21 protein-coding genes are annotated in these 25,663 nt (G+C 67.5%); 12 read left to right on the top strand and 9 right to left on the bottom strand.

Going from position 1 to position 25,663, the window contains the following annotated elements; all coding sequences use genetic code 11:
* Window positions 1-14: 14 nt before the first annotated feature.
* The 7 genes from ACV229_RS17405 to ACV229_RS17435 form a co-directional block, all read right to left on the bottom strand.
* The gene (locus ACV229_RS17405) at window positions 15-1,169 is read right to left on the bottom strand and encodes a polysaccharide pyruvyl transferase family protein (protein ID WP_448084342.1); all 1,155 of its coding nucleotides are present in this window, start codon (window positions 1,167-1,169) and stop codon (window positions 15-17) included.
* The gene (locus ACV229_RS17410) at window positions 1,166-2,422 is read right to left on the bottom strand and encodes a glycosyltransferase (protein WP_448084343.1); all 1,257 of its coding nucleotides are present in this window, start codon (window positions 2,420-2,422) and stop codon (window positions 1,166-1,168) included. The genes ACV229_RS17405 and ACV229_RS17410 overlap by 4 nt, the downstream gene beginning before the upstream one ends.
* Window positions 2,419-4,719 (bottom strand): polysaccharide biosynthesis tyrosine autokinase, encoded by a 2,301-nt coding sequence (locus ACV229_RS17415; RefSeq protein ID WP_448084344.1) that lies wholly within the window; start codon window positions 4,717-4,719, stop codon window positions 2,419-2,421. Before ACV229_RS17415 ends, ACV229_RS17410 begins: the two co-directional genes overlap by 4 nt.
* A 4-nt stretch (window positions 4,720-4,723) precedes the next feature.
* Window positions 4,724-5,212, bottom strand: coding sequence for a low molecular weight protein-tyrosine-phosphatase (locus tag ACV229_RS17420; protein WP_448084345.1), 489 nt, complete (start codon window positions 5,210-5,212; stop codon window positions 4,724-4,726).
* Window positions 5,209-6,351 (bottom strand): polysaccharide biosynthesis/export family protein, encoded by a 1,143-nt coding sequence (locus ACV229_RS17425; protein ID WP_448084346.1) that lies wholly within the window; start codon window positions 6,349-6,351, stop codon window positions 5,209-5,211. The genes ACV229_RS17420 and ACV229_RS17425 overlap by 4 nt, the downstream gene beginning before the upstream one ends.
* Window positions 6,352-6,415: 64 nt before the next feature.
* A complete protein-coding gene (locus ACV229_RS17430; protein WP_448084347.1) occupies window positions 6,416-7,828 on the bottom strand; it encodes an undecaprenyl-phosphate glucose phosphotransferase in 1,413 nt (470 codons plus the stop codon).
* A 631-nt stretch (window positions 7,829-8,459) separates the two neighbouring features.
* A complete protein-coding gene (locus tag ACV229_RS17435; RefSeq protein ID WP_448084348.1) occupies window positions 8,460-9,476 on the bottom strand; it encodes a 1-aminocyclopropane-1-carboxylate deaminase in 1,017 nt (338 codons plus the stop codon).
* Between the two features lie 208 nt (window positions 9,477-9,684).
* Between ACV229_RS17435 and ACV229_RS17440 the strand changes: the two genes are divergently transcribed.
* Together ACV229_RS17440 and ACV229_RS17445 are read left to right on the top strand one after the other, a co-directional pair.
* Entirely contained in the window at window positions 9,685-10,185 is a 501-nt protein-coding gene (locus tag ACV229_RS17440) for an Lrp/AsnC family transcriptional regulator (RefSeq protein ID WP_448084349.1), read from the top strand.
* 294 nt (window positions 10,186-10,479) lie between these two features.
* Window positions 10,480-11,187 (top strand): haloacid dehalogenase type II, encoded by a 708-nt coding sequence (locus ACV229_RS17445; protein WP_448084350.1) that lies wholly within the window; start codon window positions 10,480-10,482, stop codon window positions 11,185-11,187.
* A gap of 123 nt (window positions 11,188-11,310) precedes the next feature.
* Here ACV229_RS17445 and mdeB read toward each other — a convergent pair whose 3' ends face one another.
* Window positions 11,311-14,118 (bottom strand): alpha-ketoglutarate dehydrogenase, encoded by a 2,808-nt coding sequence (gene mdeB / locus ACV229_RS17450; RefSeq protein ID WP_448084351.1) that lies wholly within the window; start codon window positions 14,116-14,118, stop codon window positions 11,311-11,313.
* Window positions 14,119-14,272: 154 nt separating this feature from the next.
* Here mdeB and ACV229_RS17455 point away from each other — a divergent pair, with 154 nt between their 5' ends.
* Together ACV229_RS17455 and poxB are read left to right on the top strand one after the other, a co-directional pair.
* On the top strand, window positions 14,273-14,800 hold the full coding sequence (locus ACV229_RS17455; RefSeq protein ID WP_448084352.1) for an Lrp/AsnC family transcriptional regulator: 528 nt from the start codon (window positions 14,273-14,275) through the stop codon (window positions 14,798-14,800).
* Window positions 14,801-15,073: 273 nt separating this feature from the next.
* Window positions 15,074-16,795, top strand: a complete 1,722-nt coding sequence (gene poxB, locus ACV229_RS17460) for a ubiquinone-dependent pyruvate dehydrogenase (protein WP_448084353.1) — start codon at window positions 15,074-15,076, stop codon at window positions 16,793-16,795.
* Between the two features lie 98 nt (window positions 16,796-16,893).
* Here poxB and ACV229_RS17465 read toward each other — a convergent pair whose 3' ends face one another.
* Window positions 16,894-18,045, bottom strand: a complete 1,152-nt coding sequence (locus tag ACV229_RS17465) for a porin (protein ID WP_448084354.1) — start codon at window positions 18,043-18,045, stop codon at window positions 16,894-16,896.
* A gap of 63 nt (window positions 18,046-18,108) precedes the next feature.
* On the opposite strand from ACV229_RS17465, the gene ACV229_RS17470 reads away from it, so the two are divergent.
* The 8 genes from ACV229_RS17470 (at window position 18,109) to ACV229_RS17505 (ending at window position 25,652) form a co-directional block, all read left to right on the top strand.
* Window positions 18,109-18,363 (top strand): hypothetical protein, encoded by a 255-nt coding sequence (locus ACV229_RS17470; protein ID WP_448084355.1) that lies wholly within the window; start codon window positions 18,109-18,111, stop codon window positions 18,361-18,363.
* A gap of 282 nt (window positions 18,364-18,645) precedes the next feature.
* Window positions 18,646-19,680 carry an ABC transporter substrate-binding protein gene (locus ACV229_RS17475; RefSeq protein ID WP_448084356.1) on the top strand — a complete coding sequence of 345 codons (1,035 nt, stop codon included), beginning with the start codon at window positions 18,646-18,648 and terminating at the stop codon, window positions 19,678-19,680.
* Window positions 19,681-19,726: 46 nt separating this feature from the next.
* Window positions 19,727-20,692 carry an ABC transporter permease gene (locus ACV229_RS17480; protein WP_448084357.1) on the top strand — a complete coding sequence of 322 codons (966 nt, stop codon included), beginning with the start codon at window positions 19,727-19,729 and terminating at the stop codon, window positions 20,690-20,692.
* A gap of 298 nt (window positions 20,693-20,990) precedes the next feature.
* Entirely contained in the window at window positions 20,991-21,812 is an 822-nt protein-coding gene (locus tag ACV229_RS17485; protein ID WP_448084358.1) for a quaternary amine ABC transporter ATP-binding protein, read from the top strand.
* A gap of 626 nt (window positions 21,813-22,438) precedes the next feature.
* Window positions 22,439-23,695, top strand: a complete 1,257-nt coding sequence (locus tag ACV229_RS17490; protein ID WP_448084359.1) for a hypothetical protein — start codon at window positions 22,439-22,441, stop codon at window positions 23,693-23,695.
* A gap of 113 nt (window positions 23,696-23,808) precedes the next feature.
* Window positions 23,809-24,408 carry a hypothetical protein gene (locus ACV229_RS17495; RefSeq protein ID WP_448084360.1) on the top strand — a complete coding sequence of 200 codons (600 nt, stop codon included), beginning with the start codon at window positions 23,809-23,811 and terminating at the stop codon, window positions 24,406-24,408.
* Between the two features lie 3 nt (window positions 24,409-24,411).
* Window positions 24,412-25,104 carry a C39 family peptidase gene (locus ACV229_RS17500; RefSeq protein ID WP_448084361.1) on the top strand — a complete coding sequence of 231 codons (693 nt, stop codon included), beginning with the start codon at window positions 24,412-24,414 and terminating at the stop codon, window positions 25,102-25,104.
* Window positions 25,105-25,112: 8 nt separating this feature from the next.
* Window positions 25,113-25,652, top strand: a complete 540-nt coding sequence (locus ACV229_RS17505) for a hypothetical protein (protein ID WP_448084362.1) — start codon at window positions 25,113-25,115, stop codon at window positions 25,650-25,652.
* The last annotated feature ends 11 nt before the right edge of the window (window positions 25,653-25,663 follow it).

Genomic DNA, 25,663 nt, shown 5'->3' on the forward strand with positions numbered 1-25,663 from the left:
AAGATCCGCCGTCGTCACGCGCGCCGTGCGGCGCGCAGCGCGTCGATCACGCGTTCGCGCGCGACACCGATCCGGTCGAGCCCGGTTTGGGCCGCGTGCCAGAACGCGGTGGCCGATCCGGGCGCGAGTATCTTGCGGGCGGCCTCGTCCGGATCGAACCCGGCGCCGTTGACGACCCAGTCGTCCAGATGAAGATCGCCATACGCGCCGAAACCCTTGCGTTCGTAGCTGACGTGGAACGCAGGCACGCCCTGCAGCACCGATTCGAGCGCGCCGTGCAGGCGCACCGACACGACCCGGTCTGGCCGATCGTGGGCGAGCAGCGTCCTGAGCGGCACGAGTGCATCCCGAATGCCGATGTCGTGGTAGTACGCGGCGTCGTCGTTGCCGCGGCCCGTGCTCTGCACCGCGAACGTGACGCGGCAGTGTGCACTGACGAGTTCGACTAATCGCGCGATCGACGTGGCGTACCGTGCGCGCTGCGCGCGGCTCCATGCCGGCGCGCGGCGCAGCACGAACGCGACGTGGCGAACCTCGTCGCCGGCGCGTGCGGCTCGCCGCAGGATCGCGTCGCGACGGTGTTCGAATTCGAGGACCGCGAGATCGGGCGCGCGCTGCGTGTTCCCGTTCGCAGACAGAAACGCGAACGAACGGTCGTCGCGCACGAAGACGCTGTCGAACGACGCGAGCATCCCGCGCAGGTGCGCGCCCAGCGGCCATGCGGGATGCGCCGGGCCGATGCTTTGCGGCAGATAGACGACGGGCTTGCCCGACGCCTTCGCCGCACGCATCTGCAGCAGATGCCCGGCTTCAAGCTTGAGCGCCTCGACGGCATGGCGCGCGCGCAGATAGCCGCCGCCGACGCCGGCGATCAGGTCGACGCCGGCAAGCAGGCGGCGCAGTTCGCGCAGGCGTCCGTTCGCGCAGACAGGCAGCGCGAAGCCGGCCGCGCCGCGCACGCGGGCGGCGCCGCGATCCGCGAGCACGGGGGCCGCCCGCACGTCGTCGTATTGCGGAAACGATGACGGATCGGCCGCGACGATCGACACGCGCGTCGCGTCTCCGAATGCTTCCTTCAGCAGCTTGACGGACAGATCGACCAGCAGGCCGTCCCCCGAATTGCACGCGCTGTACGCATGCAGCAGCGCGACGTGCATCGTCGAGGTCATGTCGCCTCCTTGTGAACGAGACTGCGGTAGAGAATGAGCGTGCGCCGGACCATCGCGGCCGCGGAGTAGCGTTCGACGGCCGCCGTGCAATTCGCGCGCATCGTGCGGCGCAGCGGCGCGTCGCCCGCCAGCGTGACGACGGCGTGCCGGAAGTCCGTCGTGTCGTCGTCGTTCGGCACGACGAGGCCGATCTCGGTCGAGCGGATCAGCTCGGCAGCGCCGGCCACGTTCGACGCGACGATCGGCACGTGTGCGGCCATCGCTTCGAGGCACACGTACGGAAAGCCTTCGTAACGGCTTGGCAGCGCGAACAGGTCGAACGCGGAAAAGTAGCGGGCGGCGTCGTGGAGCGGACCGACGACGTGCAGGTTGCGCGGCAGGTCGTCGGCTTCCGGGCCGGCCGCCGCGCCGAAATCGCCGGGGCCGATCACCGCGAATTGCACGGCGTCGCCGCACTGCCGGAAGACGCCGCGCGCGATCCGCACGAGGCGGTCGACGCCCTTCTGATAGTCGAAGCGCCCGACGAAGCCAACGACGATCGCGTCGTCAGGCAGGCCGAGCGCGCGCCGCGCGTCGGTGCGCGGTATCGGCGCGGCAGGCGGCACGCCGTTGACGATCGTGTCGATGCGGTGCGCGGGAATGCCGAGCGCGTCGTGCAGGTGGGCGGCTTCGTCGCGCGACACCGCAATGATCCGGCTCGTGCACGCGCGGCCGAGCAGGCGCTCGATCGCGCCGTAGAAGCGGCGCTGCCGGGGGCTCAACAGCGGGTTGAGCGTGTAGACCGCATGCGGCGTATAGACGTGCCGCCACGGTCCCGCGCACAGTCGCGCGATGGCGCCCGCTTTCGAGCTGTGGCTGTGCACGATGTCGGGGCGGATGCGCAGCAACAGCCGGTAGACGTGCATGACGGCGAGCGCGTCGCGCCAGCCGACCGCGCGCTGCATCGGCACCCTGTGAACCGACTTGCAGCGGGCGAGCACGCGGGCGTCGAGGATCGACGCGTCGAAGCGCGGCCCCTCGGGCACGACGAGGTGGAGCTCGATGCCTTCGGCGGCGTGCAGCCCGTCGATCAGGCTGGCGAGATGGACCGCCACGCCGCCGCCCGCGGCTTCCGCGACGAGCGCGACGCGCAGGCGCTGCGCCGTGGCGTGCTTGTCGCGCTTGTCTGCGGTGCGCGCGGGGGTGTGGACGGCCGGCGTGGTGGCCTCGATGCCGGAACGGACGTAGCCGTCGATGCGGGGCGTATCGCTCATCGCGCACCTCCGCGGCGAATCCGGCCAGCGAGCGCGTGCAGCGCGCGCATCGCGGGCGAGCCCGAGCCGCGGTGCTGCCGCGGCGCGTAGTCGTATTGCGTGTAGTGGTACGCGCCGTACCGGGCGCCGTATCGGCCCGCGCGCGGGTCGACGCCGTTGAGCAGCACGCCGCTCGCGGCGACGCCGTTATGCGCGAGGCGCCGGGCCGCCTCGCCGAGCTCGGCGAGGCGTGTGGCGCCTGCGCGCGCGACGAGCAGGAGCGTGCCTGCGTGCCGGCTGAGCGCGACCGCGTCGGTGACGGCGAGAATCGGCGCGGAGTCGATCACGACCGCGTCGTAGCGTGCGGACAGCGTATCGACCAGTGTCGCGATGCGGTCGTGCGCGAGCAGGTCGGCGGGGTTCGGCGGCAGCGTGCCCGTCGACACGAAATCGAGGTTCGGGACCACGTTCGCGTGAATCGCGTCGTGCGGCGCGACTGCGCCCGTCACGAGCTCGGCGAAGCCGCACTCGCGCGCGACGCCGAAATAGTCGTGCAGGTAGCCTTTGCGCAGGTCGCCGTCGATCAGCAGCACGCGCTTGCCGTTTGCGGCCAGCAGCGCGGCGAAATTCGCCGACACGAACGACTTGCCCGCGCCTGGCACCGGCCCCGTCAGCAGCATCACGTTGTTGCGCGCGCCCTGCATCGCGAAATGGACGGCGGTCCGCAGGCTGCGCAGGCTTTCGACCGCGGGCTCGTGCGGATGCGCGACGCTCAGCAGATGCGTGCCTGGCGTGCGTGCGTCCAGTTGCCGTGCGATCTGACGCTGCGCCGGAGAGTCCGGGATCGTCGCGTAGACGCTCAGGCCGAGGTGCCGCTCGATTTCGTCGGCATTGCCGATGCCGCCGAACAGGAAGCTGCGCGCGAACGCGAGCGACGTGCCGAGCAGCAGACCGAGCAGCGCGGCGGCGCCGATCACGACCGGCCGGTTCGGGCGCACGGTCTCCTCGGGCACGACCGGTGCATCGACCAGCCGCACGCTGCCGGTCCGCCCGGCCTTCACCAGCTCGAGCTGCTGCGCGTTGGCGAGCAGCGCCGTGTAGAGATCGGTATCGACCTTCACGTCGAGCATCAGCCGCACGGCATCCTGCTGGAGATCGGGCAGGCGCTTGACCTGGCGTTCGTAATCCTGCTGCTGGCCGCGTAGCGTGCCGATCTGCGCGTCGAGCGCGGCCATGTCGGGATGGCCCGGCGCAAAGCGGGTGGCCATCTCGTCGCGCTTTTGCTGCAGTTCCAGCAGGCGCGTCTTCGCGTCGGCCGTCTGCTGCAGGATCAGTTTCGATTCCTCGGTCAGGTCGATGGTGCCGTTCGCGTTGCGCATGTTCGTATAGCGCTGCTCGGAATGCTCGAGCTGCTGCTTCAACGTCGGCAACTGTTTGTTGAGAAACGCGAGCGATTGCGCGGCGTCGGCGGATTTGCGCTCGAGGTGCTGGCGGAGGTAGTGATCGGCGATCGTCTGGAGCTGCGCCTGCACGCGCTGCGGGTCCGGGCCGCGCAGTGTCGCGACGATCACGCCCGACTGCTTGATCTTTTCCTGCACGTCGAGTGCGCGGCGCAGCGTATCGATCGTCTCGGCGCGGGAGTGCCGCACGAGCGCGAAGCGGGTGCCCGGATTCGCATCGAAACGCGTGACGTCGACGACGAGCGGGCCGTATGCCGTCTGGAATCGCTCCGCGCGGCCGACGGTGCCGACGACCGCCGCGGGCATCGCGGCGCCGGAAAGGCGGTAGCGTCCGCCGTCGAGCATCGTCAGCTCGAAGCGGTCGCCTTCGAGCGGCTTCGGCACGTCGAAGCGCGCGATGTCGACGCGCTCGTCGCCCCACGCGTAGCCGCCGATGCCGAACACGCCGGGGCGCGCGATGCCCGTGTTGAAGCGCGAGACGAAATCGCCGACAACGGGAAAGCGCTTCGGCTGCGCGACGATATAGCTGCGCAGATCGTCGACGGCGCGCGCGACGACGAGTCGCGACGCGAGAATCTGCGCCTCGGCCGCTGCCGTCGACTTCACGTCGAACAGCGACGACACGTCGCCGAGCAGGCTTTTCGCCGCGGACGCGTCGCCGCTGTCCTCGACCTGCACGAGGATGTCGGCCTGGTATTGCGGGTGGCTCAGGAACGCGTACAGCGTGCCGGCGCCGACGCACGCGGCGGTCACGAGCGCGATCAGCCAGCGATGGGAGACGAGGGTGTCGACCACGGCCGCGAGGTCGATCTCGTCGGCTCGGTCGGGCGGATGTTGGGTCGAATGGGGGGAAGTCATCGGTTCAGTCCGGAAAGCGGGAGGTGGAAACGGGCGGCGCGATGCGCGTGCACCATGCGTCGACGCCGCGCTCGATGAGCCGCAGGCTGTGCTCGAACGACGCGCGCGTGCCGAGATACGGATCCGGCACGTCGAAGCCGCGCTGCGTGGCGTCGGGCGATGGGCTGCAATCGCCGAGGCGGTACACGCGGCCGCACAGCGACGGATGCCGGCGCTCGAGCCAGCGCTTCTGGTCGAGATCGGTCGTCAGGATCAGGTCGGCCCGCGTGCCGAGCCACGACGAGAACGGGTGCGCGCGATGCGTGCCGACGTCGAGGCCGCGCTCGCGCATCAGCGAGACCGCGTGCGGATCGGCGGGCCGGCCCTCGAGCGCGCCGATGCCGGCCGACCGCACGTCGACGCCCGGCAGCCGCGCGCGAAACAGCGCTTCGGCCATCGGGCTGCGGCAGACATTGCCGACGCACACGACGAGGAGCGTGGCGACGGCGATCATTTGACGGCGAGCGCCGCGGTGGCGCTGGAATTGACGCCCGGCAGCAGCAGGCTCAGCACGCGGCTGAAGCGTACGAGGCTGTTGCCGTCCACGTAGACGATGTCCTTCGGCTGCAGCTCGAACTCGTTGGCGAGCACCATCGAGACGGGCGAGCGCGCGTCGAGATGGAACACCTGCGGACGATCCGTCTGCGAGCCGCGGACCACGAACATCTGGGCGGCGTCGGCGGTATTGGCGTTCACGCTGCCGGCCTGCGACAGCGCATCCGACAACGTCAGCCGGCCGTCGCGCAGCGGCCGCGCGAGCGACGGCTTGTTGACCTCGCCCATCACGTAGACGCCGTAGTCGCTGCGCGCCGGCACGTGCAGCAGGTCGCCGGCCGCGAGCACGACGTCCGCCGGATTCTGGCCGTCGCGCAGCATCCGGGTCAGGTCGAGCGGGTGGGTGACGCCGCCGCGCACGAGCGCGATGCGGCTTTGATCGGCCTCCGGGCTCATGCCGCCGGCGCGGCCGAGCGCCTCGTACAGCGTCATCGGCACGTCGTTGACGGGCTGGCCGCCGGGCGTGCGGACCTCGCCGTCGATGTACACCTGCTTCGACCGGAACGACGCGACACGCAGTGTCACCTGCGGGGCGCGGTAGACGCGCGACAGCGCTGAGGCGATGCGGGCCTGCGCGGCGTCGGCGGTCAGCCCGGCCACCGGCACCGTGCCCGCGAACGGGAACGACACCCCGCCCTTCTGATCGACGACGAAGCCCGCGGCGGGATCGGCCGCGCGCGGCGTCGCCTGCGTCGCGGCGCCCTGTGCCGCCGCGAGCTCGGGGTGATCCCAGACCGTGATCTGCAGCACGTCGCCCGGGCCGATCCGGTAGGCGGCCGGCGGCGCGGCCAGCAGGCCGGCTTGCGCGGTCAGTTGCTGATCGGCCCGCGCTTTCAGCGCGCGAATAAGGCCGGCGTCGATTTTCGTGATTTCGAAGTGCGGCTGGTCGCCAGCCGATTGCGTATCGGCCGACGGCGGCGGCGGTTCGCTCATCCGCATGCCGGGAGCGAATGCGCACGCGGAAAGCGCGACGCTGACGGCGACCATCAGTCCGATGCAGGCGCCACGCGGGCGCACGTTGCCATTCCGCTCGATCATGGCGGTTTCCATAAGTAGTCCTCTTGGTTGAAGCGGCACCGCGCGGAGCAGCGCCTCGCGCGCGTCAATACGCGTTGCTGTGTATCCAGCCGTGAGTCACGGTGGCGACGACGATGCGCATGTCGAGCCCGAACGACCAGTTGCGCAGGTAATAGAGATCGGCTTCGATCCGGCGCTGCATCTTCTCGATGCGATCGGTTTCGCCGCGCAAGCCGTTGATCTGTGCCCAGCCGGTGATGCCGGGCTTGACGCGGTAGCGATGGATGTAGCCGTCGACGATCGTCTGGTACAGGTTGTCGTGCTCGATCGCGTGCGGACGCGGCCCGACGACGGACATGTCGCCGCGCAGCACGTTGATGAACTGCGGCAGCTCGTCGAGGCTCGTGCGGCGCAGGAACGCGCCGACCCGGGTCACGCGGGGATCGTTTCGCGTCGCCTGCTGCACGTTGCCGGCGGTTTCGGCATGGACCCGCATCGTGCGGAACTTGTAGATCGTGAATGTCTTGCCGTCCGCGCCCTTGCGTCGCTGACGGAACAGCACCGGGCCCGGCGACGACAGCCGGACCGCCGCCGCGATCGCGAGCAGCAGCGGCGCCGTGCCAACCAGCGCAGCTGCGGCGAACAAGCGGTCGAAGATCGCCTTCTGCGTCTGCGCATGCGGCGGCAACGGCGACGCGACAAGATTGATCGCCGGCGCGCCGACGAGGTCGACCATCCCGGCGTCGAACATCGCGAGCTGGCTGACGTCGGGCATGAAACGGATGTTCACGAGGTCGTGCCGGAACGCATCGAGCACCCGTTCGACGCCACGTACGTTGGTGATTGGCAGCGCGATCCAGACTTCCGGAATCGGATGCGATCGCACGTGTTCGGCAAATGCATCGAGCTCGCTGAAGCGACGTAGGCCGTCGTGCGCATCCTGCGCCGCGCACGACGCGCTCGCCACGTCGAGCACGGCCGCCGCGCGATACCCGGACGGCGATTGCGTGATCCGCTCGAGGATGGCGGCGCGATGCGTGCCGGTGCCGACGACGGCGACCAGCCGGTCGCCTTCGTGCTTGCGCCCGAGCGTTCCATGCACGAGGAGCCGCGACGCGACGAGCGCAACGCCGCTCGTCAGGGTCCAGATCACGAAGCAGGACACCGGGACGAACAGTGCGCCACGCAGCGAGAACATCAGGAGAGCAGAGCCCGCTTGTGCGAGCAGCCACGCACACAACGTAAGGATCGCGATGCGGTGCATCGGGCGCTCGTGCGGGGCGCGATAGATGCCGAATGCGGGAAACAGGATCATGGCGAATGCTGCTCCGCTTGCCACGGTGGCAATGTCGGCAGACCGGTGAATGCCATCACCGTGGAGCATCCAGGCGGCCACTACGGCGCTGGATGCGATCAACGCGACGTCGGACAGACGTGCGAGCAGCCCGCGGGCCGCCGACGGCGCTTCGGTTCGCCGTTCCGCGAGTGTCGTATGCATATACCCTTCTGGTTGCGTGTTGTTTGACGTGGCGTCTGACGCGTCGCGCACGGCGCAACGCATGCGCCGGACGAAAGCCGGTGCATTGCTGCGGGTTCCGTTTCACGGGAATGCGGGCGTGGAGATGAGACGCTGCCTGCCTGATCGGTCGGTCGCGGATGCCGCTGCGGCACAGTCCTTTAGCAACTGTTAAATGCCGACGCTGTAACGAGCGACATTTAAATCAACTCGACCGGCATCAATTTTCGGGAACCAGGGGGGAGATTTAAATGGGACGGGTATTAAATCGGGTGGTTGATTATTAATACACGTACGAATGATTTGTTTGAGCGCGTCCCGTTCGTGATCGGCATTCGGCGCTTGCGTGCCGGAGGGCATTTCCGTCCGGGTGGTATTCGTGGTGCGTAGCGGTGACGGCACCGGTTGGGGAGGGGCGGGCGTGGAGGAGGGAGGGGTGTGTCCGGGCGCTTTCGGGAACCATGCCCGGACCAAGTGGATAGGACGTGACTTATGTGTTGTTTGATGTAGGGACGTAGGGACGTAGGGACGTAGGGATGTGGGGATGCGGGCGCACAGGCGCGCGGGCCGCGCATCGTGTCTCGGCACGTGATGCGCGGCGCGTCGTCGCGCGTCAACCTTCCTGGAAAATGGCGCTGTACGCACTCAACGCCGGCACCCCGCCCAGATGCGCATACAGCACCTTCGACCCCGGCTCGAATTCACCGCGCCGCACCTTGTCGATCATCCCGTGCATCGACTTGCCTTCGTAGACGGGGTCGGTCAGCATGCCCTCCAGCCGCGCGCACAGCCGGATCGCCTCGAGCGTGCCCTCGCTCGGCAAGCCGTACTCGGGGCCGCCGTAGCGCGTATCGAGGATCACGTCCTTGTCGGTGATGTCGCGTCCGAGGTCCACCAGCTCGGCGGTATGGCGCGCGATCCGCGTGATCTGCTCGCGGGTCTGTTCGGGCTTTGCCGACGCGTCGATGCCGATCACGTGATCCGCGCGCCCGTCGGCCGCGAAGCCGACGACCATGCCTGCCTGCGTGCTGCCCGTCACCGAGCACACGACGATGTAGTCGAACTTGAAGCCGAGCTGCGCTTCCTGCGCGCGCACTTCTTCCGCGAAGCCGACGAAACCGAGCCCGCCGAGCGGATGTTCGGAACAGCCCGCCGGAATCGGATACGGCTTGCCACCGGCCTGCCGCACGCTCTCCATCGCCTCTTCCCAACTGCGGCGGATGCCGATGTCGAAGCCGTCCGATACGAGCCGCACGTCGGCGCCCATCATGCGCGAAAGCTGGATGTTGCCGACGCGGTCGTACACGGGATCTTCGTAGTTGACCCAGTGCTCCTGCACGAGCACGCATTTCATCCCGAGATGCGCGGCGACGGCTGCGACCTGTCTGGTCTGGTTCGACTGAACGCCGCCGATCGACACGAGTGTGTCCGCGCCCTGCGCGAGCGCGTCGGGGACCAGGTATTCGAGCTTGCGGGTCTTGTTGCCGCCGAATGCGAGGCCGCTGTTGCAGTCCTCGCGCTTCGCGTACAGCTCGACCTTGCCGCCGAGGTGTTCGCTCAGGCGCTTGAGCGGCTGGATCGGCGTCGGGCCGAAGGTTAGCGGATAACGGGGGAAGCGTTGCAGGTTCATCGAATGTCTCCGAATGGCGCGGCAGATAAGTGACGGGAGGTGACGGGATCTGAGCAGCCGGCACCGGCCGACAGATGACGCCCCGACGAGAAAATGATAGGCAGACGCGCGAGAAATGAGCTTGCGAAATAAATTACGTCGGCCTACGTTTAAGACATCATCAGGTATTCATGAACAATCGGATTTCGTCGAACTGGAGGCAGACGCAATGAAATTAGGCAGACAACCGGCACAGGCGCCGGAAGCCGCGCCGGTGCTCGATCGCATCGATCGCGCGATCCTCCGGCAACTGCAGCAGGACGCATCGATCTCGAACGTCGCGCTGGCCGCGAAGGTCAAGCTGAGCGCACCGGCGTGCCTGCGGCGCGTCGAACGGCTGAAGGAAATGGGGCTGATCCGCGGGATCGTCGCGCTGCTGGAACCGAAGGCGCTGGGCGCGGGGATGCTGGTCGTGATCGGCTTCGTGCTCGACCGCTCGACACCGGAAGCGTTCGCCGCGTTCGAGAAGGCCGCGCAGAAGGTGTCGGGATGCGTCGAATGTCATGTCGTGACGGGCGAATTCGACTACTTCATGCTGGTGCGCACGCGCGACAGCGAAAGCTTCAACCGGCTGCATGCGGAGCAGTTGCTGTACCTGCCGGGCGTGCGGCAGGTGCGCAGCTTCATGGTGCTGAAGGAGATCCTGTCGACGCATGTGCTGCCGATTTAGCGTGCAATACGGACGCGTGGACGTGCGTCGAGATGCGCCGTGTCTGCACGCGCATCCCGACGCGCAATCGAATAGGATGATCCGTCAGACATAACCGGTGCGGCCCGACGCGTCGCCTTCGCGGGCGGTGCTGCCAGCGTGCCGCTCGGATTCCGGTCAATTGTTCGGGTTCGCGCGTGCTGAATCGAAGGCACGGCGAATCAGCGATAGTCGCCCTGCGTCGCAATGGTTGCCGACGATACGCGCCGCTATCGTCGGCGGCGGCACGCAGCGCATGATCAGAGTGAGAACGCGATGGATACCCTTCAGGCACTCATCTTCGACGTACAGGGCACCGCCACGGATTTCCGCACGACGGTGAGCGCCGCCACTCGCGAGATCGCCGGCGAGCGCGCACCCGGTATCGACTGGGGGCGCTTCGTCGACGACTGGCGCGGCCGCTATCGCCCCGCGCTCGATGCGATTCTGGCCGGCGAGCGGCCGTGGTCGTCAGTCGACCGGATCTACCGGGATGCGCTCGATCGCGTGATCGATGCGTACGGCGTGGCCTTCCTGACCGACGACGAGCGCGAACGTATCAACTTCGCGTGGCAGACGATCGAGCCATGGCCGGACGCGGTCGAAGGCCTGCAGCGGCTCAAGCGCAAGTTCAAGCTGGCGACGTTGTCGAATGCCGACGTGAGCGCCGTCGTCAACATCTCGAAGCGGGGCGGGCTGCCGTGGGATGCGATCTTCGCGGCGGAAATGGTGGGCACGTTCAAGCCCGATCCTCGCACTTACCGGATGGCGCTGCGTTACCTCGGCGTGGAGCCAGGCGCCGCGATGATGGTCGCATGCCACAAGTACGACCTGCACGCGGCGCGCGCGCTCGGCATGAAGACCGCGTTCGTCGCGCGGCCGCTGGAGTTCGGGCCGCACGGCAAGGTCGATACGGCGTTTGAAGACTGCTTCGACGTCAACGCACGTGATTTTCTCGATCTCGCGGCGCAACTGGGCTGCTGAGCGAAGCGGCCTCGGCCTCGGCCTGGGCCGCGGTCGGATTGGCCGGATTGAACGGATCCGCACGTCGTTCGGATCCGTCCTGTTGTTTTCAGGCTCGCCCGTGTTCGGTACGGATGTCGCCGCCTATCGTTGCCACGGCGCGCTACCCGGCTGCGCGGTTTTCCGATAGCGCTCGCGCGCGGCGCGCACGACATCGGCGCCGATTTCGCCTTCATCCGCCAGTGCTTTCAATGCGGCGATCACGATGCTCGCTCGATCGACCTCGAAGAACGCGCGCAGCGCTTCACGCGTGTCGCTGCGTCCGAATCCGTCGGTGCCGAGCGTGACGTAGCGGCGCGGCACGTAGGCGCGGATCAGTTCCGGCACCGCGCGCACGTAGTCGGTCGCGGCGATCACCGGCCCGCGCGACGCGGCGAGCACCTGCGTGACATACGGTGCGACATGCGGCGTCGCCGGTGCGTCGTCGAGGCGGGACAGCCGTTCGGCCGCCATCCCGTCGCGCTGCAGCTCGGTGAAGCTCGTGACGCTCCACACGGCCGCGTCGATGCCCCAGTCTTCCTTCAGCATGCGCTGCGCAGCGATCGCCTCGCCGAGGATCGCGCCCGCGCCGAGCAATTGCACCTGTGCGGCCGCGTGCGATTCCGCCGGCAACGGATACATCCCCTTCAGAATCCCTTCGCGCAACGCATGCGCATCGCCGCCGGGCATCGAAGGCTGCGCGTAGTTCTCGTTCATCACCGTCACGTAATAGAACACGTCGCGCTGCTGCTCGACCATCTCGCGCATGCCGGCGTCGACGATCGTCGCCACTTCATACGCGAACGCCGGATCGTATGCCCGGCAGTTCGGAATCGTCGACGCCGCGAGCTGGCTGCTGCCGTCCTGGTGCTGCAACCCCTCGCCGCCGAGCGTCGTGCGCCCCGAGGTCGCGCCGACGAGAAAGCCGCGCGAGCGCTGGTCGGCCGCCGCCCAGATCAGGTCGCCGATCCGCTGGAAACCGAACATCGAGTAGTAGATGTAGAACGGCAGCATCGGCAGGTCGTGCACGCTGTACGACGTCGCCGCGGCGATCCACGACGAGATCGCGCCCGCTTCCGAAATGCCTTCCTCGAGGATCTGGCCGCGCGTGTCCTCGCGGTAGTAAAGCATCGAGCCGAGGTCCTCCGGCTCGTAGCGCTGGCCGAGCGGCGAATAGATGCCGACTTGCCGGAACATGCTGGCCATGCCGAACGTGCGCGCTTCGTCGGCGACGATCGGCACGACGCGCGAACCGATGTCGCGATCCTTCAGCAATGCGGTGAGCATGCGCACGAGCGCCATCGTCGTCGACATCTCGCGGCCGGCCGCGTCCAGCGCGAATGCGCCCCAGGCCGGCATCGGAGGGACGGTCAGCCCCTCCGATGCCGCCATCCGCCTTCTGGGCAGATAGCCTCCCAGGGCAGCCCGGCGAGCATGCAGGTAACGCATCTCCGGGCTCTCTTCCGCGGGCTTGTAGAACTTGAGCTGCTCGACGTCGTCGTCCGTCAGCGGCAGCCGGAAACGGTCTCGGAACGCCTTCAGGTCGTCGACGTCGAGCTTCTTCTGCTGATGGGTTGTCATCCGGCCCTGGCCGGCCGCGCCCATCCCGAAGCCTTTCATCGTCTTCGCGAGGATCACGGTCGGCTGGCCGCGGTGCGCGAGCGCGCGCGCATACGCGGCGTGCAGCTTGCGCGCGTCGTGGCCGCCGCGGCGCAGGCGGTCGATCTCCGTGTCGGTCAGTTGCGCGGCGAGCGCGTCGAGCGCCGGGTCCTGGCTGAAGAAGCGTGCGCGGTTGTACGCACCGTCGTTCGCGGAGAAGGTCTGGAACTGGCCGTCGACGGTATCGGCGAACGCGCGGGCCAGTGCGCCCGCATGATCCCGCGCGAACAGCGGATCCCAGTCGGAGCCCCACAACACCTTGATCACGTTCCAGCCGGCGCCCGCGAACAGCGCTTCGAGCTCGTCGACGACGCGGCCGTTGCCGCGCACGGGGCCGTCGAGCCGCTGCAGGTTGCAGTTGATCACGAACACGAGGTTGTCGAGCCCTTCGCGCGCGGCCAGCGACAGTGCGCCGAGCGATTCGGGTTCGTCCATCTCGCCGTCGCCGAAGAAGCCCCACACCGTGCGGCCGGCCGTAGCGGCAAGCCCGCGATGTTGCAGATAGCGCATGAAGCGCGCCTGGTAGATCGCGTTGATCGGGCCGATGCCCATCGAGCCGGTCGGGAACTGCCAGAAATCCGGCATCAGCCACGGATGCGGATACGAGCACAGGCCCGGCCCGGCGATTTCGCGTCGGTAATGCTTCAGGTGATCCTCGGTGAGGAACCCTTCGAGATATGCGCGTGCATAGACGCCCGGCGACGAATGCGGCTGGAAGTAGACGAGGTCGCCGCTCTCGCCGTTGCCATTGCCGCTGCCGCTGCCGCGCCCGTTGCGGTCGCCGTTGCCGTTCCCGCTGCTAGTGCCAGTGCCGTTGGCGGTGCCAGTCGCAGTCGCGGCGCGGAAGAAATGATTGAACCCGACCTCGAACAGGTCGGAAGCGGACGCATAGCTCGCGATGTGGCCGCCGAGTTCGCCATACGCGCGGTTCGCGCGCACGACCATCGCAAGCGCGTTCCAGCGCAACGCGGCCGACAGCCGCTCCTCGATGTCGAGATCGCCCGGATAACGCGGCTGCTCGCTGGCGGGGATCGTATTCACATAGCCCGTGACGGGCGTGCGCGCGGACGCCAGGCCGCTGGCGCGCGCATGCGCGGCCAGCCGGCTGTACAGGTATTGCGCGCGTTCCTTGCCGACGTGCGCGACAACGCCGTCGAGCGCGTCCAGCCACTCGGCGGTTTCTTCGGGGTCAGTGTCGACATGCGCCGCGTCGGCGCGCTGTTTCGCTTCGATACCGCTGGATAAATCCGTCATCGCAGGTCTCCCGCACGCCGGGTCCGGGAGGCGCGCATCAACGGGATTCATGCTACGCGCCGGTCTGCAAAATTTGCGTCTGATTTCATTGGGATTTTGCGCTGGAATAGTATAAATATTCTGGTTGTGGCGACGATCAAGGAATATTTCAACGATGAGTACCCATCCCCGGCGGCTCGACCGCATCGACATCGGCATCCTGAACCAGCTTCAGCAGAACGCGCGGATCACGAACGCGGAACTCGCGCGCGCCGTCAACCTGACGGCCACGCCGTGCTTCAACCGCGTGCGCGCACTCGAGAAGCTCGGCCTCGTCAAGCAGCAGGTCACGCTGCTCGACCCCGAGCCGCTCGGCCTGCGGATCAACGTGTTCATCCAGGTGAGCCTCGAGAAGCAGGTCGAGGACGCGCTGCGGCGCTTCGAGGAAGCGATCTCGCAGCGACCCGAGGTGATGGAGTGCTACCTGATGTCGGGCGACGCCGACTATCTGCTGCGCGTCGTGATGCCCGACATGCGCACGCTCGAGCGCTTCATCATCGAACGGCTGACGACGATTCCCGGCGTGTCGAACATCCGGTCGAGCTTCGCGCTCAAGCAGGTGCGCTACAAGACCGCGCTGCCGCTGCCGGCGGCGGGGCTGACGCTCGCCGATCCGGACGAGGCCGCGTCGGACTGGAGCTGAGCGCGGCACCGGCCAGCCTGTTTGCCGGCCTGCTTTTCAGCCGGCTTGCCAGCCTGCCCGTTCGTTGACTGAAGGGTGACCGAGCGGTGACCGGCGCGCGTCATCGCCGGAACGGATCGAACGAATCTCACGCATCTGCCTCATACGGCAGTCGGCGCGTTCGCATCGTGGCGACGCGGCGCGAGCCAGGCGCGTATGCTCGTCGGGTCGGCGGTGTCGGCCATCGCCGGGCCGCTACATGTGTGTCTCGATCCATCAATGAGTGAGGGCATCATGGCAAGACAGACGATTGCGGAATATCTGGCGAAGACGCTCGCCGCAGCGGGCGTCGAGCGCATCTGGGGCGTGACGGGCGACAGCCTGAACGGGCTGTCGTTCAGCCTGAGCCAGCTCGGCACAATTCGTTGGATGCATACGCGTCACGAGGAGAGCGCTGCGTTCGCGGCCGGCGCGGATGCCGCGTCGACCGGGCGGCTCGCGGTCTGCGCGGGCAGCTGCGGGCCCGGCAACCTGCACCTGATCAACGGGCTGTACGACTGCCATCGCAATCATCAGCCGGTGCTCGCGATCGCCGCGCACATTCCGTCGACCGAGATCGGGCTCGGCTACTTCCAGGAAACGCATCCGCAGGAATTGTTCCGCGAGTGCAGCCATTTCGCGGAACTCGTGACCAACGCGTCGCAGTTCCCGCGCGTGCTCGCGCGCGCGATGCGCACGGCGATCGACGAGCGCGGCGTTGCGGTGATCGTGCTGCCGGGCGACATCGCGCTCGGCGACGGGCCGGACGAAACGCCGTCGTGGACCGACGCGCTGCCGCCGTCGATCGTGCCGGCCGATGCCGATCTCGACCGGCTCGCCGCGCTGCTCAATGGGTCTGACGCCGTCACGCTGCTCTGCGGCAGCGGCACGCAGGGCGCGCACGACGAGGTGGTCGCGCTGGCCGACGCGCTCGGCGCGCCGGTCGTGCATGCGCTGCGCGGCAAGCAGTTCGTCGAATGGGACAACCCGTTCGACGTCGGGATGACGGGGCTGATCGGCTTCAGCTCCGGCTATCACGCGATGGAGTCGTGCGACACGCTGCTGATGCTCGGCACCGATTTCCCGTACCGGCCGTTCTACCCGTCGAACGCGAAGATCGCGCAGATCGACTGGAAAGGTTCGCAGCTCGGGCATCGCGCGCCGCTCGCGCTCGGCCTCGTCGGCACCGTGAAGGAGACGATCGCGGCGCTGCTGCCGCGCATCACGCGCAAGACCCAGCGGCGGTTTCTCGAGAACGCGTTGAAGGACTATGCGTCCGCGCGCAAGGGGCTCGACGATCTGGCGGTCGCGGAGCCGCCGGGCCGGCCGATCCATCCGCAGTACCTGACGAAGCTCGTCGACGAGTTGGCGGCCGACGACGCGATCTTCACGGCCGACGTCGGCACGCCGACGCTGTGGGCCGCGCGCTACCTGACGATGAACGGCAAGCGGCAACTGCACGGCTCGTTCAACCACGGCTCGATGGCGAACGCGATGCCGCAGGCGCTCGGCGCGCAGGGCGGGCATCCGGGCCGGCAGGTGGTGTCGCTGTCCGGCGACGGCGGGCTGTCGATGCTGCTCGGCGACCTGCTGACCGCGCGGCAGCTGAACCTGCCGATCAAGATCGTCGTGTACAACAACAGCCTGCTCGGCTTCGTGTCGATGGAGCTGAAGGCGGCCGGCTACCTCGACACGAACGTCGACCTGAGCCCGACCGACTTCGCGGCGATCGCGAAGGGCGCCGGGATCTTCGGCGTGCGCGTCGAGCATTCGGAGAACGTCGGGGAGGCGCTGCGGACGGCGTTCGCGCACGACGGGCCCGCGCTCGTCGACGTCGTCACGTCGAAGTACGAGCTCGCGATGCCACCGAAGATCGAGCTCGCGCATGCGAAGGGGTTCAGCCTGTTCATGCTGCGCGCGATCCTGAGCGGACGCGGCGACGAGATCGTCGAGCTCGCGAGGACCAATCTGCGGTAAACGAAAAAACCCGCCGGGGCGCACTCGCGCACCTCGGCGGGCAAAGACACCCCGGCGGGCAATCGCGTCGCGGGTGTCGCGTGAAGCTCGGAGACGCTTCAGAACTTGTGGCGCAGCGCGAGACGCACGGCAACCTGGTTCGACGTCGACGACGGCGCATCGGTGCCCGGGATGAACGCCTGGTCGAGGATCGAGTGGGTCTTGTCGCCGGCGATGTGCTGGTACGCGGCCTGCACGTAGACGTCGGTGCGCTTCGACAGGTTGTAGTCCGCCATCAGGCCGACCGAGTGGATCTTCGGCTTCGCGTCGCCGGCCGACGAATCGTATTTCTCGAGCGACAGCACGTACTGCGCGCCCACGAAGAACGCCGGCGTAATCTGGTACTGGCCGTTCACTTCGAAGTTCTGGTACTTGATCGCGCTGACCGTCGTGCCCGGCGCGATGATCGCGCCCGGGTTGCCGAGATAGCCGTTGCCGGTCGGGTTCTTGTAGTTCGAGTTCGTGTACGCGAAGCCGACCGTCGCCGGGCCGAACGTGTAGTTGATGCCCGCGCCGAACACGCGCATGCGCTCGGCGATGAAGCTCGCGTCGTTCGCGGTGATCGCGCCCGCGGAGCCGTCGCCCGGGTGGTTCGCCTGCAGGTACGCGGCGCCGACGAGCAGCCCGCCGTTCTGGTATTGCGCGCCGACGCTGTACGCGCGGTTGTCGTTGAAGTTCGTGTTGTTGCTGAAGCTGTACGCGCCGCCGAACTGGAACCCGTTGAAATTCGGACTCGCGTACTTGACCGTGTTGTCGAGCCGGAACGAGTTGTCGGTGTTGTCGTTGTCGAACGGGTGCGCGAGCAGGTAGCCGCCCCAGTTGCCGTTCGCGGTCGTCGGCGCGAGGTAGTCGACGACCGAATCGTATTGCCGGCCGAACGTGACGGTGCCGTACTGCGCGCTGCTCAGGCCGACGTAGGCCTGGCGGCCGAACATCCGGCCGCCCTGGTTGAGCCGGCCGGAATTCAGGTCGAAGCCGTTCTCGAGCTGGAAGATCGCCTTCAGCCCGCCGCCGAGATCCTCGTTGCCCTTCAGCCCCCAGCGGCTGCCTTGCGCGTAGCCGCTCGCCATTTCGTACACGTGGCCGGTGCCGACGTTGTTCGTGTAGTCGAGGCCTTCGTCGATCACGCCGTACAGCGTGACGCTGCTTTGCGCAAAGGCGGGCGCGGCGAAGGCGGCCAAAACGGCGAGTGCCGTCAGTTTTTTGTTCATGGAGATCTCCGGGTAGCCTGTCTGTATCGATTGTCGTGAGCGCGCGCGGAATGCCTGATTGCAATGCGTGGCGATTTCCGCGCGCGTCCCGTCATCCGGAGCGATGCGAAGCCGGCGGCCGGGCGCGCGCGGATCGCATCCGGCGCGCCGCGAGCGGCGGCGAACGGTCGTGTCTCCTCCGATGACAAGCGCATTCTTGCCAACCGGGTCCGGAACCAAAAGCGAGAAATTTCAATCGTTGAGATCGGCAACGCCAATGCATCGGCCGTTGCTTGTTGTTTCGGCTGCCGAAACAAACGGCAGCGGACGTTTTCGTGACGCGCGCGGCGGCGGGCACCGGCGATCGCAATCGATGCGCCCATCGGCGGCTGCACACGGCGATGCGGCCGATCGCGCGCCCCCGTCGCGGCGCGGGCCTGGCGGCGTGTTCCCGGATCGATTGGCGAACCTGATCACACCTATCGGAATTACTCGCTTCCATAAAGAATTTGGCGGTCCAAACATGCACCATGGGTCGAGTACGGACGTGCAACCGATCGACGACCCCCGAACCGTTTTGCAGCGCACAAACACCACATCGCACATTGGAGACATCCGACCATGCAATTTCGACGACTGAAGGCCGTCCTGTTCGCCGCCGCGGCGGTGCTGTCGGCGCCCGCGGCCCATGCGGCCGGCGGCACGTGCCAGGGCAAGACCGTGCATTTCGCGGGCATCACGTGGGAGAGCGGGTCGTTCGCGACGGAAGTGCTGCGTCAGATCATGGAGAAGGGCTACGGCTGCAAGACGGACGTCGTGCCGGGCAGCACCGCCGCGACGGAAACCGCGCTCGCGCGCAATGACCTGCAGATCTGGGCCGAGCAGTGGACGGGCCGCAGCGAGATCACCGCGAAGGCGGTCGCGTCGGGCTCGGTGAAGCTGATCGGCGACACGCTGCCGGGCGGCACGAAGGAGGGCTGGTTCGTGCCCGAATACGTGGTCAAGGGCGATCCGGCGCGCAACATCAAGCCGGTCGCGCCGGGCCTCGCGTCGGTCGACGACCTGCCGAAATACAAGCAGGTGTTCGCGGACGAAGAGGAGCCGGACAAGGGCCGCTTCCTGAACTGCCCGACCGGCTGGGACTGCGAGCGCGTGAACACGCGCCTGCTGAAGGTGCTGAAGCTCGACCAGTCGTACACGAACTTCCATCCGGGCACGGGCGCGGCGCTCGATGCGGCGATCGCGTCCGCGTACCAGCGCGGCGCGCCGATCGTGTTCTACTACTGGGGCCCGGCCGCGCTGATGGCGAAATACAAGTTCGTCGCGCTGAAGATGCCGGCCTATAACGAAGCATGCTGGAAGACGCTGCGCGACGAGAGCAGCACGCAGCAGTGCGCGTCGTCGTACATGGTGTCGCGCCTGACGGTCGGCGTGTCGAAGCCGTTCGCCGACGCGAACCCGGACATCGTGTCGATGTTCGAGAAGGTGCGCTTCCCGATGGACTACCTGAACCAGACGATCCTCGACATGACGACGAAGAAGATCGACGGCTCCGCGATGGCGACGCAGTTCCTGCGCAGCCGTCCGGACATGTGGAAGCCGTGGGTGCCGAGCGACGTCGCGCAGAAGATCGAGAGCAGCCTGAAGGGTGCATGAATGCCGCCGTTGTAGGGCGCCCGCGCGGCGCGAAGGAGAGTAGACAATGAATGGCTTCTTCCTGCACCTGTCGATTGCCGACTGGGTGAACGGCATCCTCGAGACGTTCGTCGCGCAGTACGGCGACAGCTTCCATCATTTCAGCGCGCTGCTGCTGCGCTACCTGCTCGTGCCGCTCGAAAGCACGCTGCGCGCGGTGCCGCCGTGGCTGCTGCTGCTCGCGGTCGGCGCGATCGCGTGGAACGCGACGCGCCGCGCGAGCCTCGGCGCGCTGTTCATGCTGCTGCTCTATGCGATCGGCTGCTTCGGCCTGTGGGACAAGCTGATGCAGACGCTCGCGCTGATGCTGGTCGCGACGGTGCTGTCGGTCGCGCTCGGCGTGCCGCTCGGCATTCTCGCGTCGCGCAGCGCGTGGCTGCGCCGGATGCTGCTGCCGGTGCTTGACGTGATGCAGACGCTGCCGAGCTTCGTGTATCTGATTCCGGTGCTGATGCTGTTCGGCCTCGGCAAGGTGCCGGCGATCCTCGCGACGATCATCTACGCGCTGCCGCCGCTGATCCGGCTGACCGATCTCGGCATCCGCCAGGTCGACCCGGACGTGACGGAAGCCGCGCGCGCGTTCGGCACGACACGCTGGCAGCTGCTCGTCAACGTGCAATTGCCGCTCGCGCGCCCGAGCATCATGGCGGGCATCAACCAGACGACGATGATGGCGCTGTCGATGGTCGTGATCGCGTCGATGATCGGCTCGCGCGGGCTCGGCGAGGACGTGCTCGCGGGCATCCAGACGCTCGACGTCGGCAAGGGCACGCAGGCGGGCATCGCGATCGTGATTCTCGCGATCGTCATCGACCGGATCAGCCAGGGCTTCGGCCAGGAACGGCGCGCGCGCCGCCGGCTCGCGCAGCAGCGTCGGCAGAAGGGGGCGTCGCGCGTCCCGTACCGCACGCCGCGCAACGCGTCGCCGTCCGGCGTCGATTCGAATCAACCGGCGCAATCGTCGCAAGCCTAGGGCCTGTTCCCGCTAATAACGGGCTTGCGCTGGCCGCCAGAAGGGCCGAGCGCAAGGAATGGGACGCAGCGAATACCGGGCGTATTCGCAAGGAGCATGACGCAGCGATCGGCCCTTCTGGCGGCCAGCCCCAAGAAGGAATTTCTAGTTACGGGAACGTGCCTTGCCGGCCGCATTGCGGCGTCGCGCGTCGCTTGTTTGGCTCGGCCAAACGGCGCTCCTTGCTTCTTGCACTGCAGCCGGCAAGGCACGTTCGCAAGCCCGTTATTAGCGGGAACAGGCCCTACCGGAGACAGACATGGCGACCATCGACGTCAAACACGTGTACAAGCTGTTCGGCCCGGAATCCGCGCATCCGCGCGTGCTCGACCTGCTGCGCGGCGGCAAGCGCAAGGCCGACGTGCTTGCGGAGACCGGCTGCAACGTCGGGCTCAACGACGTGAGCCTCAGCATCGGCTCCGGTGAAATTTTCGTGATCATGGGACTGTCGGGCTCGGGGAAATCGACGCTCGTGCGGCACTTCAACCGGCTGATCGAGCCGACGGCCGGCGAGATCGTGATCGACGGCAGCGACGTGATCAAGCTCGACCCGCACGGGCTGCGCGAGCTGCGCCGCTACAAGGTCAGCATGGTGTTCCAGAACTTCGGGCTGCTGCCGCACCAGACCGTGCTCGACAACGCTGCATACGCGCTGCGCACGCGCGGCGAAAAGCGGCACGACGCGGCCGAGGCTGCACGCAACTGGCTGTCGAAGGTCGGGCTCGACGGCTATGCCGACCATTACCCGGACGAGCTGTCGGGCGGCATGCGGCAGCGGGTCGGCCTGGCGCGCGCGCTCGCGGCCGATACCGACGTGCTGCTGATGGACGAGGCGTTCTCCGCGCTCGACCCGCTGATCCGCACCGAGATGCAGGACCAGCTGCTCGAACTGCAGGCGACGCTGTCGAAGACGATCGTGTTCATCACGCACGATCTCGACGAGGCGCTGCGGATCGGCGACAGGATCGCGATCCTGCGCGACGGCACGCTCGTGCAGGTCGGGGCGCCGGACGACATCCTGTCGAGGCCGGCAGATGATTATGTGCGGCGGTTCGTGGAGAAGCGGACGAGCGTGACTTGAGCGGCTGAATCGAACCGATGAACGAAGCGTGGCGCACCGCTCATTGCGGTGCGCCATTTTTTTGGGCCGATCGCCGGAAGCGTGGGCGGCCGCCACCGCAATCCTCTTTTCATATGAACCTGATGCGCGTTGGCAATGCTTGACGCGGGCGGGATGCGACGAAAACGGAGCCGCGATCGCAGTTGATACGTTTCTGATAAGCCACTGCGCGCGGCCTTTGCCTCCTGTACGGAACGAATCGTGCGCGCCCCGCCCTTGCCTGATGCGCGTCTGCGATCGAGGCCGAATATCCGTCGATACGGGTGAACCCGGACCCGGGAGCGGACAGTGCCAAAAGTGAAACACTTTGCGTTCTTCAGACCGGTATCGGAAAGATCAGGCAGGTGTTTGAAACCAAACGGGATTTGAACCACGTATCAGGGAAGTCCCGGGGCAGCGCCCATCGACGCGTTTCAGACATGAAACATTTTTCGCGCGTCGAAATCGGGCGGGTCGTGTCATATCGCGTAACAAATCCAGATTTCGCTTTGCATTCAGGCGCTTGCAGGGTTGGCATTGCCGATGCGTGGCGTTGGCCGGATTGGCGTGTTCGGCCAAGCCGTCCCTCGTTACTTCAGGAGGTTTTCATGCGCAAAACTTTATTGGCGTCCGCTGCGATCCTCGCCTTGGGATGCAGCGGCTACGCGATGGCCAACCCATGCAGTAGCGATACCAGCTCGACATGCAGTCAAAAGGCAGATGACGGATCGAACAGCCTCACCAACACCGTAAGCTCCACCCAAAGCAGCAGCACCGGCTCAAACGCCAATGAAGTCTCGCCCGGCGCAAGTGTCTATCAGGATTCCTACAATTCCACCAAGGTCATCGCGCTCAGCAAGCTCGACGGCTACGTGAGCAACGTCCAGGTCTCGGGCATCGGCAACCAGGCGACCAACTCGGGCAACGCGACTGGCGGAAGCGGCGGCAGGGGCGGCTACGGGTATGGTTACGGCGGCAAGGGTGGCGCAGGCGGTAACGGCGGCGCCGGCGGCGCCGGCGGCAGCGGCGGCATCGCGGTGAACGGCAGCGCGACGGCGGGCGACGCCAGCAACGGCAGCGCAACGGCCGGCACGGGCAACGGCGGACGCGGCGGACACGGCGGTGCAGCCGGGGCCAGTGGCGCAGGAGGCGGCTATGCCACGGCGAGCGGCGGCTACGGCGCCGGCAAGGGCGGCGGCGCGGTCGCGGCATCGGTCGGCGTCGGCGGCGACGGCAAGGGCAGCGGCACGGGCGCGGGCACGGGTAGCGGCACAGGCACGGGCGATCCCGGTTCCGTCGGCGTCACGACGCATGGCGGCGGAAACGTGACGGCATCGGTCGGCAGCGGCACAGGCACCGGTACGGGTACCGGCGCGGGCTCGGGCACCGGCACCGGCACGGGCGGCCCAGGGACGGCGGGCGCGTCGTCGGCTTCGGCCGGATCAGGCACGGGCACGGGTGGCACCGGCACAGCGTCGGGCGGCGCAGGCGGCGCGGCGACGGCCACGGCGGGCAATGGCGCTGCGGGCGGCGCGGGCACGGGCGGCAGCGCGGCCAACGGAGGCGCGACGACGACGGCTAGCAACGGCGGCGCGAGCGCAGGCGGGGGCGCGGTGGGCGCGATGGGCGCAACGGGCGGCGCAGGCGGCACCGGCAACGGCGGCGTCGGTAACGGCGCAGTCGGCGGCGCGGGTGGCGCAGGCGGAGCCAACGTGGTCGACGCGGGGACGTTCAACATGACCAACGCGATGACGAGCGTCGGGCAGTCCGCAGCGGGCATCATGATCGCCAACCAGAACAGCGGCATGGGATCGCTCGTGCAGCAGGCTGTGACCGTGCAGGCGAACCTGACCGTCGGACATTAGAACAGCCGGCCAGCACTGGCGAAACGTACGCATGGCCGCGGGGTGCAGACGATCCCGCGGCTTGCGTTCCATCGCCGGACGGGAAACACGGCCGGCGAAGACGGGATGGCCGAATGGCCGCCCCGTTTTCGCCGGCGTATTCCGGCCTGATTTCCGTCGATCGACGGTCACGCAGATTCCGCACCCTGCGCGCCGGGTTCGAGCAATCCCGCGCGGGGCCCAAGGAGACAGCCATGCGAATCCGAAAGGCATTTTCGCTGGTGCTATTGCCCGCGGCGCTGCTGCCGGGCCTGACGGCCCGGGCGGCGCCTGACGACACGTCACGATCCATTGCCGTGGATGCTGCCGTCAGCGCTGCGCCGACTCCCGCGCCTTCCCCACCCGTCGCACTCGCGAACGGAGCCGCGTCCGCTCCGGCCGCAATTGCGGCATTGCCTGCGACCGGCGCCGCGACCGCGCACGACGACAGCTTCGGGGCCGCGATGACACCCGACCAACTCGACGCGCACCGGGGCGGCGATGCGCTGATCGGCCAGAACTATCTGACCGGCGCGGTTTCCGACAACGTGGCGAACCGGATTTCGACGGGCTCGAATTCGATCGCCGACGGCTCGTTCGCCAATTCGAGCGGCCTGCCGACGGTCATCCAGAATACCGGCGCCAACGTGCTGATTCAGAACGCAACGGTGCTCAACGTGCGCTTCGGGAACTGAGCGATGACACGGATTGCTGCAATGTGGATGGCGGCGCTCGCGTGCGTGCTTTCCGGCCCGGCTGCGCAGGCGGACGAGATGACCGTCGTCGATCCGGCAGGCGCCGGCTACACGATGCAGGTCACGAGTCTCAAGGAAGCGCGTTTCAAGCGCACCATCAAGCAGCAGTACGACTTCAGCTGCGGGTCGGCCGCGGTCGCGACGCTGCTGACCTACCACTACGGCTATCCGGTGACCGAGCAGACGGCCTTCGCCCAGATGTGGGAGAACGGCAATCAGGAGAAGATCCGCCGGCAGGGATTCTCGCTGCTCGACATCCGGCGCTTTCTCGAAGCGCACGGCTTCGTCGCGGACGGCTACGAACTGCCGCTGCAGACGCTCGCGAAGACACACACGCCGGCGATCGTGCTGATCACCGAGCACGGCTATCACCACTTCGTGGTCGTGAAGGGGCTGCGTGACGGGCGTGTGCTCGTCGGCGATCCGGCTACCGGCACGCGGCCGATGTCGCAGGCGAGCTTCGAGCGGAAATGGGAAGACCATGTGATTTTCGTGATCCACAACAAGCCCGAGCTCGCGGTGTTCAACGACCCGCGCGACTGGCGCGTTGCGCCGAGCGCGCCGCTCTATACCGGCGTCAACCGCGATGGCCTGTACTACGTCGTGGTGCCGAAGCACGGCCCGAGCGATTTCTGAGGAATGTCATGAGATCCGAGACCAGAAAGATCGTCGGCATCGCAGCGATCGCGTGCGGCGGGATGGCGTCGATGGGCGCAGCGGCGATGCAGGACGGATCGACGGCCGCGACCGTCGAGGGTGTCGTGCAGACGACCGGCGCGGTCGCGCTCAGCGACGCGCGCCTCGATGCGATGCGCGGCGGCTTCGATCTGCCGGGCGGCCTGCAGGTGTCGTTCGGCATATCGCGTGTCGCATTCGTGAACGGCAGCCTCGTCACGACGACCAACATCAACATTCCGGATATCAGCCAGATCACCGCGCAGCAGGCGCAGGCGCTGGCGGCCGCGAACGTGGGCGCATTGATCCAGGTCGGCCCCGGCAATGCCGCGCAGCCCGGCGCGCTGCCGGCGCTGACCGGCGCGGTGATCCAGAATACGCTCGACAACCAGCGCATTCAGGCGCTGACCACGATCAACACGACCGTCAACACGCTGTCGACGTTCAAGAACCTGAACATCATGTCGACGCTCAACAACGCGCTGATCGGCGGTTTGCCGGGCAGGTGAGCGGCCGGTGA

The organism is Burkholderia sp. MR1-5-21 (genome assembly GCF_053427715.1).